Here is a 15,230-nt window from a genome sequence, read left to right on the forward strand (position 1 = left end):
ATTGTGGGAGCGAAGAGTGTCCTAAAAAAGCTCGGGCGTTTGCAGCCTGCGCCGCGCGACGGCGTGTCCGCCTACAAGAAACCGTGGCGTGGCCGCCTACAGAGGGGCCGCCCGGCTAGCGGGGCTGCACGTACCGCGTGACCGTCGGCGCCCCGTCGCCCACGTGGAAGGCCAGCCGGCGCTCGCGCAGGGCGATGTCGGCGGCGGTGGCGCGGTGGAAGCGCCGCAGGTGCTCGGTCCAGGACTCGTCGACGATGTGCTCGACGAAGTGGCCGGGGTCCTGGATGTCGTGCCACAGCGCCCACTCGATGGCGCCCTGGCTCAGCCGCACCCGGCGGGTCTCTTCCATCACACGGCGGAAGGCATCCGCGCGTGCAGCGTCGATCCGGTAGTCGATCTGGATGACCACGCGGCCGTTCTCGTCGGGCTTGCGCCCTGGCGGATGGGTGGCCCAGCCTTCCCGCGCCGGGCTGACGTCGTCTTCCTCGGGGCGGTCGCGCACCGCGCGCACCGCCACCAGCATCGAGGCCACGCCGCTGGACGCCGCGATGAGCAGCGCCGTGCGCAGGTCGGTCACGGTGGCGATCTGGCCCCACAGTGCGGCGCCGATCGCGCTGGCACCCATGATCGCCATCTGGTAGGTGGCCATGCCGCGCGCGCGCACCCAGTCGGGCAAGGCCAGCTGGGCCGAGACCGACAGCGAGTTGGCGGTGGTGATCCACGCCATGCCACCGATGAACATGGCCGGCACGGCGATCCAGGCGTTGGGCGCCACCGCCATCACGGCCGTGGCGCCGGCCTGCGCCACCGCGCCCCAGGTCACCAGCTGGTCGCGCGCCAGGCCCTGGCGCAGGCGCGGCAGCAGCAGCACGGCGAAGATGGCACCGCTGCCCATGGCCGCCAGCAGCAGGGTGAAGGTGCCGGCGTCGCCGCCCTCGAGCCCGCGTGCGAGCAGTGGCAGCAGGGCCAGCAGGGCGGTGGAGTGGAAGAAGAACAGCGAGATGCGCAGCAGCACCGCCCGCATGCGCGGCGACTGGCGCACGAACTGGACGCCCACGCGCATGGCGCTGACGAGCCGCTCGCGGCCCAGCGGGTTGGGCCGGTGCTCGCGCCGCCAGCGCATCACCACGAAGCCGGACACCACCGACAGCACGGCGTTGAGCGCGAACACCCAGACGCTGCCGGCGCTGGCAATGAGAAAGCCGGCCAGCAGCGGCCCGACGATGCGCGACGCGTTCATCGCGATCCCGTTCAGGCCCAGTGCCGCCGGCAGGTGCGTGCGCGGCACCAGTTCCGGCACGATCGCCGAGAAAACCGGCCAGCGCAGCGCAAGCCCGATGCCGTTGGCGAAGGTCAGCGCCAGCAGCAGCGGCGCGTTGATCAGGCCCAGGGCGATCACCGCGCACAGAACGACAGCGGTGCCGGCCAGCCAGAACTGCGTGGCCATCAGCCAGCGCCGGCGGTCGAGCATGTCGGCCAGGGCGCCGCTGGGCAGCCCCAGCAGGAACACCGGCAGGGTGGAAGCCGACTGCACCAGCGCCACCCACAGCGGCGAGGGGTCGAGCGTGGTCATCAGCCAGGCGGCCGCCACGTCGTTCATCCACATGCAGACGTTGGCCATCAGCCAGGTCGTCCACAACATCCGGAACACCGGCAGGCGCAGCGGTTCGAGCGCGCCCACGCGGGGCGCCGGCTTGCGTGCGGGAGGGGCGGCCTGGCCGGTGCTGGCGTCTTCGGCGGTAATGGGCGGCATCAGGCCGTCGATTGTGCGTTGCTTCTCAGCGCCGCTCCGGCCGGCGCTCGGCGACCGGGCGCAGGTGGCCCAGGGGCAGCGCCCGGCTCGACTTGACCTCGCCCAGCGAGAAACTGGTGTGCAGGTCCTTGACGTTGGCCAGGTTCATGAGGTGGTGCTGGGCGAAGCGCGAGAAGCTGTCCAGGTCGGGTGCGACCACCTGCAGCTCGAAGGTGCCGGTGCCGCTGATGTAGTGGCAGGCCACCACTTCGGGCAGTTGCCGGATGGCCTCTTCCAGCCGGCGCGTGGCCTCCAGGTTGACCCGCTCGGCGTCCACCCGCACGAAGGCCAACACGCCCAGCCCGATCTTCTGGCGGTCGATCTCGGCGTGGTAGCCCTTGATGAAACCCTGCGACTCCAGCGCCCTCACGCGGCGCCAGCACGGTGCCGCGGACAGGCCCACGCGCTGCGCCAGCTCGGCATTGGTCAGGCGCGCGTCGGCCTGAAGTTCTTGCAGGATGGCCAAGTCGAACTTGTCAAGGCTTTCCAAGATGTGGCATTTCGAGAAAGAATCTTTCTCAATGATCGCTTTTCTCGACAGAGAACGCAAACATCTATCTTCGGTGCAGGCATACACTTTGCGTAGAACATGGCAAACGTTTCCGACCAGGAAACGTTCAACGAACACCCTGCCCACGAGGCAAGCCAATGGAGACCGCACGATGAATGCACCCCTGCCCGAGCACATCCGCAAGGCGCTGGAAACCGTCACGCTCGACGACAAATACTCCCTGGACTACGGCCGGGCCTTCATGAGCGGGGTGCAGGCGCTGGTCAAGCTGCCCATGCTTCAGCGGGCGCGCGACGGCCTGGCCGGCAAGAACACCGCCGGCTTCATCAGCGGCTACCGCGGCTCGCCGCTCGGCGGCTACGACCAGGCGCTGTGGAAGGCGTCCAAGTTCCTCAAGGGCCAGAACATCGTGTTCCAGCCCGGCGTGAACGAGGAACTGGCGGCCACCGCGCTGTGGGGCACGCAGATGATGGGCTTCGCGCCGGCGGGCTCGAACAGGTTCGACGGCGTGTTCGGCATCTGGTATGGCAAGGGGCCGGGCGTGGACCGCTGCTCGGACGTCTTCAAGCACGCCAACATGGCCGGCACCACCCCCTGGGGCGGCGTGATCGCGGTGGCCGGCGACGACCATATTTCCAAGAGTTCGACGGCTGCTCACCAGAGCGACCACATCTTCAAGGCGTGCGGCACCCCGGTGTTCTTCCCGGCCAACGTGCAGGAAATACTCGACCTGGGCATCCATGCCTTCGCCATGAGCCGTTTCGCCGGCCTCTGGTCGGGCATGAAGACGATCCAGGAGATCGTCGAGTCGAGCGCCACCGCGATGATCGACCCCGAGCGCGTGGAGATCGTCCTGCCGACCGACTTCCAGATGCCCGAGGGCGGGCTGCATATCCGCTGGCCCGACCACGCGCTGGAGCAGGAGGCGCGGCTGATGCACTACAAGTGGTACGCGGCGCTGGCCTATGTGCGTGCCAACCGCCTCAACCACAACGTGATCGAGGGCCCGAACGACCGGCTGGGCCTGATGGCCAGCGGCAAGGCCTACAACGACACCCGCCAGGCGCTGCTGGACCTGGGCCTGGACGACGCCGCCTGCCGCCAGCTGGGCATCCGGGTGCACAAGGTGGCGGTGGTGTGGCCGCTGGAGGCGCAGCTCACCCGCGACTTCGCCACCGGCCTGCAGGAAATCCTGGTCATCGAGGAAAAGCGCCAGGTCATCGAATACCAGCTCAAGGAAGAGCTCTACAACTGGCGCGCCGACGTGCGCCCGAACGTGCTGGGCAAGTTCAACGAGGTCGAGGGCGACTTCTCCGGCGGCGAATGGTCGATGCCGAACCCGACGGCCAACACCCTGCTGCGCGCCAATGCCGACCTGAACCCGGCCCTGATCGCACGCGCGATCGTGCAGCGCCTGAAGAAGACCGGCATCCTGGCGGCGGCCGGCAGCGACATGGCGGCGCGGGTGGAGTCGCAGATGGCCATCCTGGACGCCAAGGAGCGGTCCATGCAGACGCTGCAGCTCGGCGGCGTGAGCGAGGGGCGCCAGCCCTGGTTCTGCTCCGGCTGCCCGCACAACACCAGCACCGTGGTGCCCGAGGGATCGCGCGCCATGGCCGGCATCGGCTGCCACTTCATGGCGACCTGGATGGACCGCGCCACCATCGGCTTCACGCAGATGGGCGGGGAGGGCGTGCCATGGGTCGGCCAGCAGCCGTTCTCGAACGAGAAGCACGTGTTCGCCAACCTGGGCGACGGCACCTACTTCCACAGCGGCCTGCTGGCGATCCGCCAGTCGATCGCCGCGGGGGTGAACATCACCTACAAGATCCTGTACAACGACGCGGTCGCCATGACCGGCGGCCAGCCGGTGGGCGAGCGGCCCGAAGGCCATTCGGTGATCCAGATCGCCGAGAGCCTGCATGCCGAGGGCGCGAAGAAGGTCGTCGTGGTGACCGACGAGCCGGAGAAATACGCCGGCGTACGGATCCCCGGGGACAACGTGGCCGTGCGCCACCGCGACGAACTGGACGCCGTGCAGCGCGAGTTCCGCGAGATTGCCGGCACCACCGCCATCATCTACGACCAGACCTGCGCCACCGAGAAGCGCCGCCGCCGCAAGCGCGGCACCATGGTCGACCCGGCGCTGCGGGTGATCATCAACGAGGCGGTGTGCGAGGGCTGCGGCGACTGCAGCGTGCAGAGCAATTGCCTGAGCGTGGAGCCGCTCGAAACCGAATTCGGCCGCAAGCGCACCATCAACCAGAGCAGCTGCAACAAGGACACCAGTTGCCTCAAGGGCTTCTGCCCCAGCTTCATCACCGTCGAAGGCGGCCAGCTCAAGAAGAAGGCCAAGGCCAAGGTGGCGGCGCCGGCCGACCTGGCGCCGCTACCCGAGCCGACGCTCCCGGCGCTGGCGGCCCAGCAGGTCTGGGGCATCGTGGTGGCCGGCGTCGGCGGCACCGGCGTCATCACCATCGGCCAGCTGCTGGGCATGGCCGCCCACATCGAGGGCAAGGGCATCGTCACCCAGGACGCGGCCGGGCTGGCGCAAAAGGGCGGCGCCACCTGGAGCCACGTGCTGATCGGCAACCAGCAGGACGACATCCGCACCACGCGCGTCGGCACCGCCGCGGCCGACCTGCTGCTGGCCTGCGACCCCCTGGTTTCGGTCAATGCCGAGACCCTGGCCCGCCTGCGCGAGGGACGCAGCCACGTGGCGCTGAACGTCCACGGCGCGCCGACGGCGGCCTTCGTGCGCAACGCCAACTGGAGCAATCCGCAGGAGCAGTGCGCGAGCGAGCTGGCGCACGCGGTCGGCGAATCGGCGCTGGGCCATTTCGACGCCGACCATCTCGCCACCGCGCTGATGGGCGACGCCATCTACGTCAACCCGATGATCCTGGGCTATGCCTGGCAGAAGGGGTGGGTGCCGCTGGCGCACGAGTCGCTCATGCGCGCCATCGAGCTCAACGCGGTGGCGGTGGACAACAACAAGGCCGCCTTCGAATGGGGCCGCCGCGCGGCGCACGACCTGGCCGCGCTCGAACGCCTGGTGTCGCCCGGGCAGGTGATCGAGTTCCGCAAGCGCGAGACGCTCAAGACCCTGGTGGACCGGCGCGTGGACTTCCTCACCGGCTACCAGAACTCGGCCTATGCCGGGCAGTACCGGGACTTCGTCGAGCGGGTGCGCCAGGCCGAGCAGGCCGCCACCGGCAAGACCAGCCTGGCCGAGGCGGTGGCGCGCTACCTGTTCAAGCTCATGGCCTACAAGGACGAATACGAGGTGGCCCGCCTGCATGCCGACCCGGCCTTCCTGGCCCGGGTGGCGGACATGTTCGAAGGTGAGATGGGCAAGGACTTCAAGCTCAACTACCACCTGGCGCCGCCGCTGACGGCCAAGCGCAACGCCAAGGGTGAACTGGTCAAGCGCAAGTACGGCCCCGGCATGCTGACCGGTTTCAGGTGGCTGGCGCGGCTCAAGGGCCTGCGCGGCGGGCTGCTGGACGTGTTCGGCCGCAACGAGGAGCGTCGCACCGAGCGCGCACTCATCCAGGAATACCGCGCCAGCATCGAGGAGTTGCTACGCGGACTGGACGCCGGCAACCATGCGCTGGCGGTCGAGATCGCCAGCCTGCCCGAGCAGATCCGCGGCTACGGGCACGTCAAGGACCGGAACCTGGCGGCCGCGCGCACCCGCTGGCAGTCGCTCATGCAGAAGTGGCGCGAGCCGCAGTCGCTGCGGGCGGCTTGAGGTGCGGCCGGTGGCGGGGCGGATGACCTGGATTTCCCTGCGTGGGCCAGGGCGGGCGCGGGGGATCGGGCGGGGCGCAATACAATGGTCGGTTGCGTGGGGCGCGCTTGTTGCCCTGCATTCGCCATCTTTTCCGACCGACGCTGGAGCCTGCCTTGTTCATTTCCACCGCCTTCGCACAGACCGCTGCCCCCTCCGGCGGCGGCGACATGATGTCTTCGCTGGGCAGCATGCTGCCGCTGCTGCTGATGTTCGTGGTGCTGTACTTCATCATGATCCGTCCGCAGATGAAGCGACAGAAGGAAACGCGCAACATGCTCGCCGCGCTCGCCAAGGGCGACGAGGTGGCGACCGCCGGCGGTGTGCTCGGCAAGATCGCTGAAATGGGCGACCAATACCTGACGCTGGAAATCGCCAGCGGCGTGCAGGTGACGGTGCAGCGCAGCGCCGTCATCCAGGTGCTGCCCAAGGGCACCGTCAAGTAACTCCCGATACGGCGCAGGCCGCGGCCTGCCCGTATCTTCGCCAGGCGGCCCGTCCGCAAATCGAGCGCGATCATGAATCGATACCCGGTCTGGAAGTACACGATCATCGTGATCGTGCTGCTCCTGGGGCTGATCTATGCCCTGCCCAACTTCTTCGGCGAAGCCCCTGCGGTGCAGGTCTCGAGCGCCAAGTCGACCGTCAAGGTCGACGAATCCACGCGCCAGCGGGTGGAAGCCGCGCTCAAGGGCGCAGCCCTCCAGCCCGACCTGCTCACGCTCGACGGCAACTCGGTGCGCGCCCGCTTCGCCACCACCGACGACCAGCTCAAGGCGCGCGACGCATTGCAGCGCGCGCTGGTGCCGGACCCGGCCGACGCCTCCTACACGGTGGCGCTCAATCTGGTGTCGCGCTCGCCGTCCTGGCTGACCGCTCTGCACGCCTATCCCATGTACCTGGGCCTCGACCTGCGCGGCGGCGTCCATTTCATGCTGCAGGTGGACATGAAGGGCGCCATCGAGAAGAAGGCCGAGACCTTCGCCGGCGACCTGCGCCAGGCGCTTCGCGACAAGAGCATCCGCGGCAGCTCGGTCAATCGCGACGGCCAAGCCATCGACATGCGCTTCCGCGACGCGCAGGGGCTGGAGGCGGCGCAGCGCATCGTACAGGACCAGTTCACCGACCTGGCGACGACGACGTCCCAGGAAGGCGGCGAATACAAGCTCACCGCCCGCTTCAAGCCAGAGGCCGAGCGCCAGCTGCAGGACAAGGCGCTCAAGCAGAACATCACCACGCTGCACAACCGCATCAACGAGCTGGGCGTGGCCGAGCCGGTGATCCAGCAGCAGGGCCTGGACCGCATCGTCGTCCAGCTGCCGGGCGTGCAGGACACGGCCAAGGCCAAGGACATCCTGGGCCGCACCGCCACGCTCGAGATGCGCCTGGTCGACGACAGCGCCGAGGCGCGCGCGGCCACCCAGGGCACCGGCCCGGTGCCGTTCGGCGGCGAGAAGTTCCTCGACCGCTCGGGCCGACCGGTCATCGCCAAGAAGCAGGTGCTGGCCACCGGCGAGAACCTCACCGACGCGCAGGCCGGCTTCGACCAGCAGCACCAGGAGCCCAACGTCTCGCTCACGCTCGACGCCAAGGGCGGCCGCGTGCTGCGCGACGTCAGTCGCGAGAACATCGGCAAGCCGATGGCCATCATCCTGTTCGAGAAGGGCAAGGGCGAGGCCATCTCGGTGGCCACCATCCGCGGCGAACTCGGCACCCGCTTCCAGATCTCGGGCGCCATGGGCATCCAGGAAGCCAACGACCTGGCGCTGCTGCTGCGCGCCGGCTCGCTGGCCGCGCCGATGGAGATCATCGAGGAAAGCACCATCGGCCCCAGCCTGGGCGCCGACAACATTTCCAAGGGCTTCAAGAGCGTCGCCTACGGCTTCGCGGCGATCATGGTCTTCATGTGCGTGTACTACGCGCTGTTCGGCCTGTTCTCGTCGATCGCGCTGGCAGTGAACCTGCTGCTGCTGGTGGCGATCCTCTCGCTGCTGCAGGCCACCCTCACGCTGCCGGGCATCGCAGCCATGGCGCTGGCGATCGGCGTGGCCATCGACTCCAACGTGCTGATCAACGAGCGCGTGCGCGAGGAGCTGCGCGGCGGCGCCTCGCCGCAAGCGGCGATCCACGCCGGCTATGACCGCGCCTGGGGCACCATCCTCGACTCCAACGTCACCACCCTCATCGCCGGCATTGCGTTGCTGGCCTTCGGCTCGGGCCCGGTGCGCGGCTTCGCGGTGGTGCACTGCATCGGCATCGTTACCTCCATGTTCTCGGCCGTGTTCTTCTCGCGCGGCCTGGTGAACTTCTGGTACGGGCGCAAGAAGAAACTCAAGAGCGTGTCGATCGGTACCGTGTGGCGCCCCGACACCAGCGCGACGACTGCGGTCGCCTCGGGCAAATAGGACGGAGCCGCAGCCATGGAATTCTTCCGCATCCACCGCACGATCCCGTTCATGCGCCACGCGCTGGTGCTGAACATCGTGTCCGTCGTCACCTTCCTGCTGGCGGTGTTCTTCCTGTTCTCGCGCGGGCTCCACCTGTCGGTGGAGTTCACGGGCGGCACCGTGATGGAGGTCGCCTACGAGCAGCCGGCCGACCTGGGCCAGGTGCGCGACGCCATCGGCAAGCTCGGCTTCGCCGACGTGCAGGTGCAGAACTTCGGCACCTCGCGCGACGTGCTGATCCGCCTGCCGGCGCAAAAGGGCGTGAGCAGCGCCGAGCAGAGCGCCAAGGTGGTCGACGCCCTCAAGACGGTCGATCCGTCGGTGCAGCTGCGCCGCAACGAGTTCGTCGGCCCGCAGGTGGGCGACGAGCTCACCACCAACGGCCTGAAGGCGCTGGCCATGGTGGTGGTGGGCATCATGATCTACCTGGCGTTCCGCTTCGAATGGAAGTTCGCCCTGGCCACCGTGCTGGCGAACCTGCATGACGTGGTGATCATCCTGGGCTTCTTCGCCTTCTTCCAGTGGGAGTTCTCGCTGGCGGTGCTGGCGGCGGTGCTGGCGGTGCTGGGCTATTCGGTCAACGAATCGGTCGTCATCTTCGACCGGATCCGCGAGAACTTCCGGCGCTACCGGAAGCTGAGCACGGTCGAGATCATCGACAACGCCATCACGTCGACCATCAGCCGCACGATCATCACGCACGGATCCACGCAGCTGGTGGTGCTGTCGATGTTCTTCTTCGGCGGCCCGACCCTGCACTACTTCTCGCTGGCGCTGACCATCGGCATCTGCTTCGGCATCTATTCCTCCGCCTTCGTCGCCGCTGCCATCGCCATGTGGCTTGGCGTCAAGCGTGAAGACCTGATCAAGCATTCCGCAAAGCGGGACGGTGACCCGGACGATCCCAACGCCGGCGCGGTCGTCTGAGGTCAACCCGCGTGGACGGCGCGCGACGCTCCAAGGGCACTAATATGTATCAGGACTTGTCGGCAGGCCGTGCGCAGGGCAAGCTAGGGCCTGCCGGTATCTAGCGCCCCCAATCCCTACATGAGCAGCCAAGAGCGTTCCCAGGAGACCGCACGACAGATTGCGCGCGAGGCGCGAGAACGCTTCGTTGCCGCGACCGAGGGCGTGATCGCGCCCACCGCACAGGCCATCCGGAGCCGGCTGGACGTGCTGGCCAGCCAGACCGGCAACGTGCGCGAGATGCATCAGAACCGGGACGACCTGGTCGCCTTCGCCGAACACCAGTCGCGCTGGGTCGGACTGGCAGCGGCCGGATGGCGCAAGGCGCTGGCGAGCGCCTCGACCGCCGGCACGCAGACTTCCGCAAGCCTCGGGCTCGAACTCATCGGCGACGAGGTGGTCGAGAACAACATCCTGTCGTCGCGCCTGGCGCTGGTCATCCAGGACAAGGCCAGCTTCGAGCTGAACGACCTGCGCCTGCGCATCCAGCACCTCGAGGGGACGAGCGAACTCGGCCAGAAGGACGTGTTGCGGCCCGAGGTCCTGGCCAAGAACCTGGTCGACCAGTGGCTGGCCGCCGGCTTGTCGCGCCCGATGTGGACCAAGGTGCAGGACGTCGTGCAGGCCCAGATCCTGGACGTGGTGCAGCAGGCCTACAAGGAGGCCAACGCCTTCCTGGTGGCGCGCGGCGTCATGCCGGAGATCGATCTCAAGGGATTCGTGAAGCGTGCGCACGGTGCGCCCTCTTCGGCTGCGATGGGCATGGGCGTGGCTGGAGGCGGTGGCGGTGGCAGCAACAGCCGGGCCGCCGGCCTGGCGGGCGATGCGGGCATGCCCGGCGGCTTTGCACCGGCCGCGATCGGCGTCAATCCCGGCGGCGCGCAGGCCGCCTGGAGCGGTGCCGCGCATGGCGCCATGGCCGGCAACGGTGCGGGCACGGCGTCCGCGGCTGGGGGCGGCTCGCCGTTCGTCGCGGCGCGCCAGCGCGCACAAGGCGTTCTCTCGGGCCTCAAGCGTTTTGTCAGCGCCCGACTGGGCAGCGACTTCGTCGGCGGCAGCGCCGCCCAGGGCGTCGCGGCCGGCGGCGGGGGCGGCATGGCGCCGGGTGCCGGCTCGCCGGTCTTCGTCCAGGCCATCATGGATGCCGAGGTGGCCTACCGCGCCGCCGCATCGCGCTACGTGGTGGGCGACGAGGCCACCGCCATCCAGCAGAGCGTGGTCGACATGCGCCGGCGCACCGCCGAGCTCAAGAAGAAGGCGCCGACCACCGCCGACAAGGCCACCGTGGAGATCGTGGCGCTGATGTTCCAGGCCATCCTGGCCGAGGAGCGCATTCCGTTCTCCGCGCGTGTCTGGTTCGCGCGGCTGCAGATGCCGGTGCTGCGCGTGGCGATCGCCGAGCCGGAGTTCTTCGGCACTCTGCAGCACCCGGCGCGCATGCTGATCGACCGCATGGGCTCGTGTGTCATGGGTTTCGACGCGGCCGCCATTTCGGGCAGTGCGCTCGAGGGCGAGATCCGCCGCGTGGTGCAGGTCATCGAGCAATACCCCGAGACCGGCCAGCGCGTGTTCAAGCTGGTGTACGACGAGTTCGTCGCCTTCCTGTCCAAGTACCTCACGCAGAGCGACGCCACCCAGCGCCTGATGAGCGTGGCGCAGCAGGTCGAGCAGAAGGAGACGATGGCGATCCAGTACACCATCGAGCTGCGCAAGATGCTCAACGACATTCCGGTGCGCGACGAGATCCGGGAGTTCCTGTTCAAGATCTGGGCCGAGGTGCTGGCCATGGCGGCACTGCGCTACGGTCCGCAGGACCAGCAGACCGTCACGCTCAAGCGCGCCGCCGCCGACCTGGTCTGGGCCGCCAGCGCCAAGCCGAGCCGCACCGATCGCGCGCGCGTCATCCAGGACCTGCCCAACCTGCTGCAGCGGCTGCGGCAGGGCATGGCCCTGATGGGCATCGAGGGCGAGCCGCAGGAGCAGCAGATCCGGGTCATCGGCGAGACGCTGTCGGACGCCTTCATGTCCAAGACCGACGCGATCCCGGCCGCGCAGATCGACGCCATGTCCAAGCGGCTGGCCAACCTCGAGGATTTCTTCAGCGACGAGGGCGCGGCCCAGCTGCCGCTGGACGCCGCCAGCATCGAACTGCTGCTGGGCGTGGACGCCTCCACCATCGAGGTCGTGCCGGACACCGGCACCAAGGTGAGCGACGAAATGCTGGCCTGGGCGCACGACCTGCAGGTGGGCAACTGGTTCATGCTGGACCACAACAACCGCGTCACCCAGGTGCAGTTCGTCTGGCGCAGCGACCGCAAGCAGCTGCACCTGTTCGCCGCCACCGGCGGCCGCAGCTTCCTCATCCAGGCCGGCCGCCTGGCCTCCTACCTGCAAGCCGGCCTGCTGGTCCCCGCCGAAGAGGAAACCCTCACCGTCCGCGCCACCCGCGAAGCCCTGGCCAAGCTCGACGCCAACCCCGAGCGCCTGCTGGACTGACGCACCCGCGAGCAACAGCTCGCGCAGCCCGTCGCCCAAGCCACGCCCTCGCGCAAAGCCACCCCGCAACCATCACAGAAACGCAAGAGAGCTGGGTGTGGAACGCCGCGGAACTGGCTCCGCCAGGCCGCAGGTTTTGCCCCCGGCAGGGGGTTGGCGGAGCGACACGAAATGTCGCGCAGCCTGGGGGCGAGCAAAAAGCTAATGCGCGACCCGGTCCTGCGCGTCGTCGCAGAGCTCGTCGAGCACCAGCGCATCCGGCTCGATGCCGGTGCTCCAGTAGACCATCAGCACGATGATCTTGAGTTCGTCCAGCGACACCGGCGCATCCGGGGCCGCCATGGCCCGCTCGATGATGACCTCGCGCATGCCGGGGGCCAGCACCTGCGAGTCCTCGAGGAAACGCAGGAATCCCAGGCATTCGGCGCCGAGCTGTTCCTGCTCGGCCACGGAGTACACGCGCATGGCGTTCGCCGACTGGGCCAGCGTGATCGCGGCCGGGCCCGCCGGCGCCTCGCCCAGCCGAACCGGCGGCACCTGGGCTGCACCGGCGGCAGGCTGGAGTTCCTGCGTGGCCAGGCGCAGGCCGTCGAGCCATTGCAACGCGGTGGCGATGTCCGCGGCTTCGAAGCCCTTGGCGCTGAGCTTGAGGCTCAACTGCTCGGATTCGGGGCAGGCGTCGCCTTGCCAGAAATTCTCATAAACGAAAACGAGCACGTCGTACATGCAGCCAATATAGCCGAGTGACGCGCCCGCGCGCGGGAAAATCAGGCCTGCCCGATGCGCTGGAACAGCCCGCCCGGCAGGCGCGCCACGTGGCCGTCGATTTCCAGTTCGAGCAGGCGTGCCTGCAGCTGCGCGGCCGGCCAGCCGGTGCGTGCCACCAGCGCGTCCAGGCCGACCGGGTCGTGGCCGATGGCCGCCAGCATGGGGTCGTCGGCTTCCTGGGGTTCTGTTTCGGCTCCGCTTTGGCGATCGGAAGGCGCCGCCGGTGGCACCTGCGCGCCCAGGTCTTCCAGGATGTCCTGCACCTTCTCGACCAGCTTGGCGCCCTGGCGGATCAGCGCATGGCAGCCCCGTGCCTGCGGCGAATGGATCGAGCCGGGGATGGCGAACACGTCTTTGCCCTGCTCGGCGGCCAGGCGGGCGGTGATCAGCGAGCCCGACTGGAGCGCCGCTTCGACCACCAGCGTGCCGCGTGCCAGCCCGGCGATGAGCCGGTTGCGGCGCGGAAAATTCTGCGTCAGCGGCGGCGTGCCGAGCGGAAACTCGCTGACCAGCAGGCCCTGCCTGGCGATGTGCTGGGCCAGCGGCCGGTGCCGGGCCGGGTAGACGCGGTCCAGCCCGGTGCCCACCACCGCGACCGTGGCCAGTTGCCGGGGATCGTTGCCGGCTGCTTCCAGCGCGCCTTCGTGGGCGGCGCCGTCCACCCCCAGCGCCAGGCCGGAGATGACCGTCCAGCCGGCCTCCCCGAGCGCGCGCCCGAACGCCTTGGCATGGCCGAGCCCCTGCGGCGTGGGATTGCGGCTGCCGACCACTGCGATGGCCTGGCGCAACTGCGTCAGGTCGAACTGCGGCGGCCCCAGCACGTGGAGCAGCAGCGGCGGATCGGCGATTTCCAGCAGCGATTGGGGATACGCCGGGTCTCCCAGCGTCACGACCCGCCGCACGCCGGGGTCAGCCTGCAGCCACTGCCAGGTGTCGGCCACCAGGGCGGGGAGCGCCTCGGGCAGTTGGCCGAGCGCCTGCGCCTGCTCCGGCGTCGCCACCTGAAGCAGGGCCGTGCGCGGCTGCGCGAAGATGGCGCCGGGAAGGCCGAAGGCGGCCAGCAGCCGGCGTGCGGTGCCCGGCCCGACCCCCGGGGTCAGTGCCAGTCGAAGCCAGTCGGAAAGTTCGTCGCGCGTCAGACCCAAGGAATGTCGAGTGAATGTGCCCTACGGATTGACCAGCAGGTCACCGGCTTGCGGCACGTCGCTGATCTCGAGGACCAGAGCGTACGACACTCTTTCGAACGGGCGGAAAACCATCAGCAGGCCGATGCGCTCGTTGGGCAGCTTGAGCGTTTCCTTCTCGCCGTTGGTGCGGTCGGTGATGACCGCGCCGTTCTTCAGGATGGCCATGACGTGGCCGCTCTCGATGCCGTCGCGTAGTCCCTTGTTGATCGCGACCACCTGGTTCTGCGAGGCGTACTTCACCGCGTTGCCATAGACCGAGATGATGCGGCCGCCTTCGACCGGCGCCGACGGCGCGCGCGGCACGTAGCTCACCAGCTGGCGCGGCGGCTCGGGCACCAGGCGGTCGCCGGCGCGCACTTCCTCGCGCGCGGCCACCACGTCCAGCGTGGCCGGCACGTTGCTGGTGACCATCTTGCCGTTGTCCATCTGGGTCTCGGTGGTCTGGCTGCGCTCCAGGCGTGCCCGGCCGAGGTACTGCGCCTCGTAGCCCAGGATTTCGCCGGTGGCCGGATCGACCATCGGTGTTGCGTCGCGGAAGATGCGGAACTGCTGGATCGGGCCGGGCTTCTCGATCAGTTGCGCCGGGCCGTCTCCGGCGGCATAGAGGCGGTCGCCGCGCGACAGGAGCACCCGGTCGTCGCGGCCGGCGACGATGCGCGGCGCATTGGCCAGCGTGTCCTTGTCGACCACGATCGGCTCGGTCAGGAAGGCCTCGATCAGCGCCGGGTTGAGCGTGGGCAGCGCCAGGTCAGATACCGAGTCATAGCGCGTGCGCGGCGTCAGCTTGATGGTGCCGCCGCCCGCGCCGGCGCGGGTGGTCAGGCGCGCCCGGCCGTTGCTGCGTTCCAGGTAGAGCACCTGCCCCGGATAGATCAGGTGCGGATTCTTGATGTCGTTCAGGTTCATGCCCCACAGCTCGGGCCAGCGCCACGGGCTGCGCAGGAACATGCGCGAGATGTCCCACAGAGTGTCGCCCCGCTTGACGGTGTATTCGTCAGGCGCGTTGGGGCTCAGCTCGCTGACCGGGATGCCGCTCTGGGCCGTGGCTTGCGCGACGGCGCGCTGCTGGGGCGTGACGGGGTACTGCTGCGCATCGGCCGACGTGGCGCCGCCGCCGAGCACTGCGAGCGCCGCCAGGCTGGCAAGCAGGGTCTGGCGCCCGGGGCGCGGGGTCGATGGCAGAGTATTCATGGTCGAATGATGTGCAGGCCGCGGACGCGGCGGCGCCCGACGAACAAATCCTCACAATTTGCAACGAATTCTGCGCTTG

At 68.8% G+C, this 15,230-nt stretch carries 10 protein-coding genes; 5 read left to right on the forward strand and 5 right to left on the reverse strand.

Features of this window, described 5'->3' with window-relative positions; translation table 11 throughout:
• Window positions 1-115 precede the first annotated feature (115 nt).
• Together VES41_RS06230 and VES41_RS06235 are read right to left on the reverse strand one after the other, a co-directional pair.
• Window positions 116-1,753: an MFS transporter gene (locus VES41_RS06230; protein WP_324814354.1), complete on the reverse strand. Its 1,638-nt coding sequence runs from the start codon at window positions 1,751-1,753 to the stop codon at window positions 116-118.
• A 25-nt stretch (window positions 1,754-1,778) separates the two neighbouring features.
• Complete coding sequence (locus VES41_RS06235; RefSeq protein WP_324814358.1) at window positions 1,779-2,282, reverse strand: Lrp/AsnC family transcriptional regulator; 504 nt, start codon at window positions 2,280-2,282, stop codon at window positions 1,779-1,781.
• A 172-nt stretch (window positions 2,283-2,454) separates the two neighbouring features.
• Between VES41_RS06235 and VES41_RS06240 the strand changes: the two genes are divergently transcribed.
• The 5 genes from VES41_RS06240 (at window position 2,455) to VES41_RS06260 (ending at window position 12,005) form a co-directional block, all read left to right on the forward strand.
• Window positions 2,455-6,057: an indolepyruvate ferredoxin oxidoreductase family protein gene (locus VES41_RS06240; protein ID WP_324814361.1), complete on the forward strand. Its 3,603-nt coding sequence runs from the start codon at window positions 2,455-2,457 to the stop codon at window positions 6,055-6,057.
• A gap of 155 nt (window positions 6,058-6,212) precedes the next feature.
• Complete coding sequence (gene yajC, locus VES41_RS06245; RefSeq protein WP_324814364.1) at window positions 6,213-6,542, forward strand: preprotein translocase subunit YajC; 330 nt, start codon at window positions 6,213-6,215, stop codon at window positions 6,540-6,542.
• Between the two features lie 72 nt (window positions 6,543-6,614).
• Window positions 6,615-8,501 carry a protein translocase subunit SecD gene (gene secD / locus VES41_RS06250; protein ID WP_324814366.1) on the forward strand — a complete coding sequence of 629 codons (1,887 nt, stop codon included), beginning with the start codon at window positions 6,615-6,617 and terminating at the stop codon, window positions 8,499-8,501.
• A gap of 15 nt (window positions 8,502-8,516) precedes the next feature.
• Window positions 8,517-9,470 carry a protein translocase subunit SecF gene (gene secF / locus VES41_RS06255; RefSeq protein WP_324814369.1) on the forward strand — a complete coding sequence of 318 codons (954 nt, stop codon included), beginning with the start codon at window positions 8,517-8,519 and terminating at the stop codon, window positions 9,468-9,470.
• Window positions 9,471-9,590: 120 nt separating this feature from the next.
• Window positions 9,591-12,005 carry a DUF1631 family protein gene (locus tag VES41_RS06260; RefSeq protein ID WP_324814372.1) on the forward strand — a complete coding sequence of 805 codons (2,415 nt, stop codon included), beginning with the start codon at window positions 9,591-9,593 and terminating at the stop codon, window positions 12,003-12,005.
• Between the two features lie 201 nt (window positions 12,006-12,206).
• On the opposite strand, the gene VES41_RS06265 is transcribed toward VES41_RS06260, so the two are convergent.
• From VES41_RS06265 to VES41_RS06275, 3 genes are read right to left on the reverse strand one after another with little or no spacing between them, the layout of a single operon-like run.
• Complete coding sequence (locus VES41_RS06265) at window positions 12,207-12,731, reverse strand: DUF494 domain-containing protein (protein WP_324814375.1); 525 nt, start codon at window positions 12,729-12,731, stop codon at window positions 12,207-12,209.
• A 41-nt stretch (window positions 12,732-12,772) separates the two neighbouring features.
• Window positions 12,773-13,912, reverse strand: coding sequence for a DNA-processing protein DprA (gene dprA, locus VES41_RS06270; protein ID WP_324815005.1), 1,140 nt, complete (start codon window positions 13,910-13,912; stop codon window positions 12,773-12,775).
• A 27-nt stretch (window positions 13,913-13,939) separates the two neighbouring features.
• Window positions 13,940-15,151, reverse strand: coding sequence for a LysM domain-containing protein (locus VES41_RS06275; RefSeq protein ID WP_324814378.1), 1,212 nt, complete (start codon window positions 15,149-15,151; stop codon window positions 13,940-13,942).
• Window positions 15,152-15,230 lie beyond the last annotated feature (79 nt).

The sequence above is a fragment of the Variovorax sp. genome (genome assembly GCF_035634955.1).
Lineage (GTDB): Bacteria > Pseudomonadota > Gammaproteobacteria > Burkholderiales > Burkholderiaceae_C > Variovorax.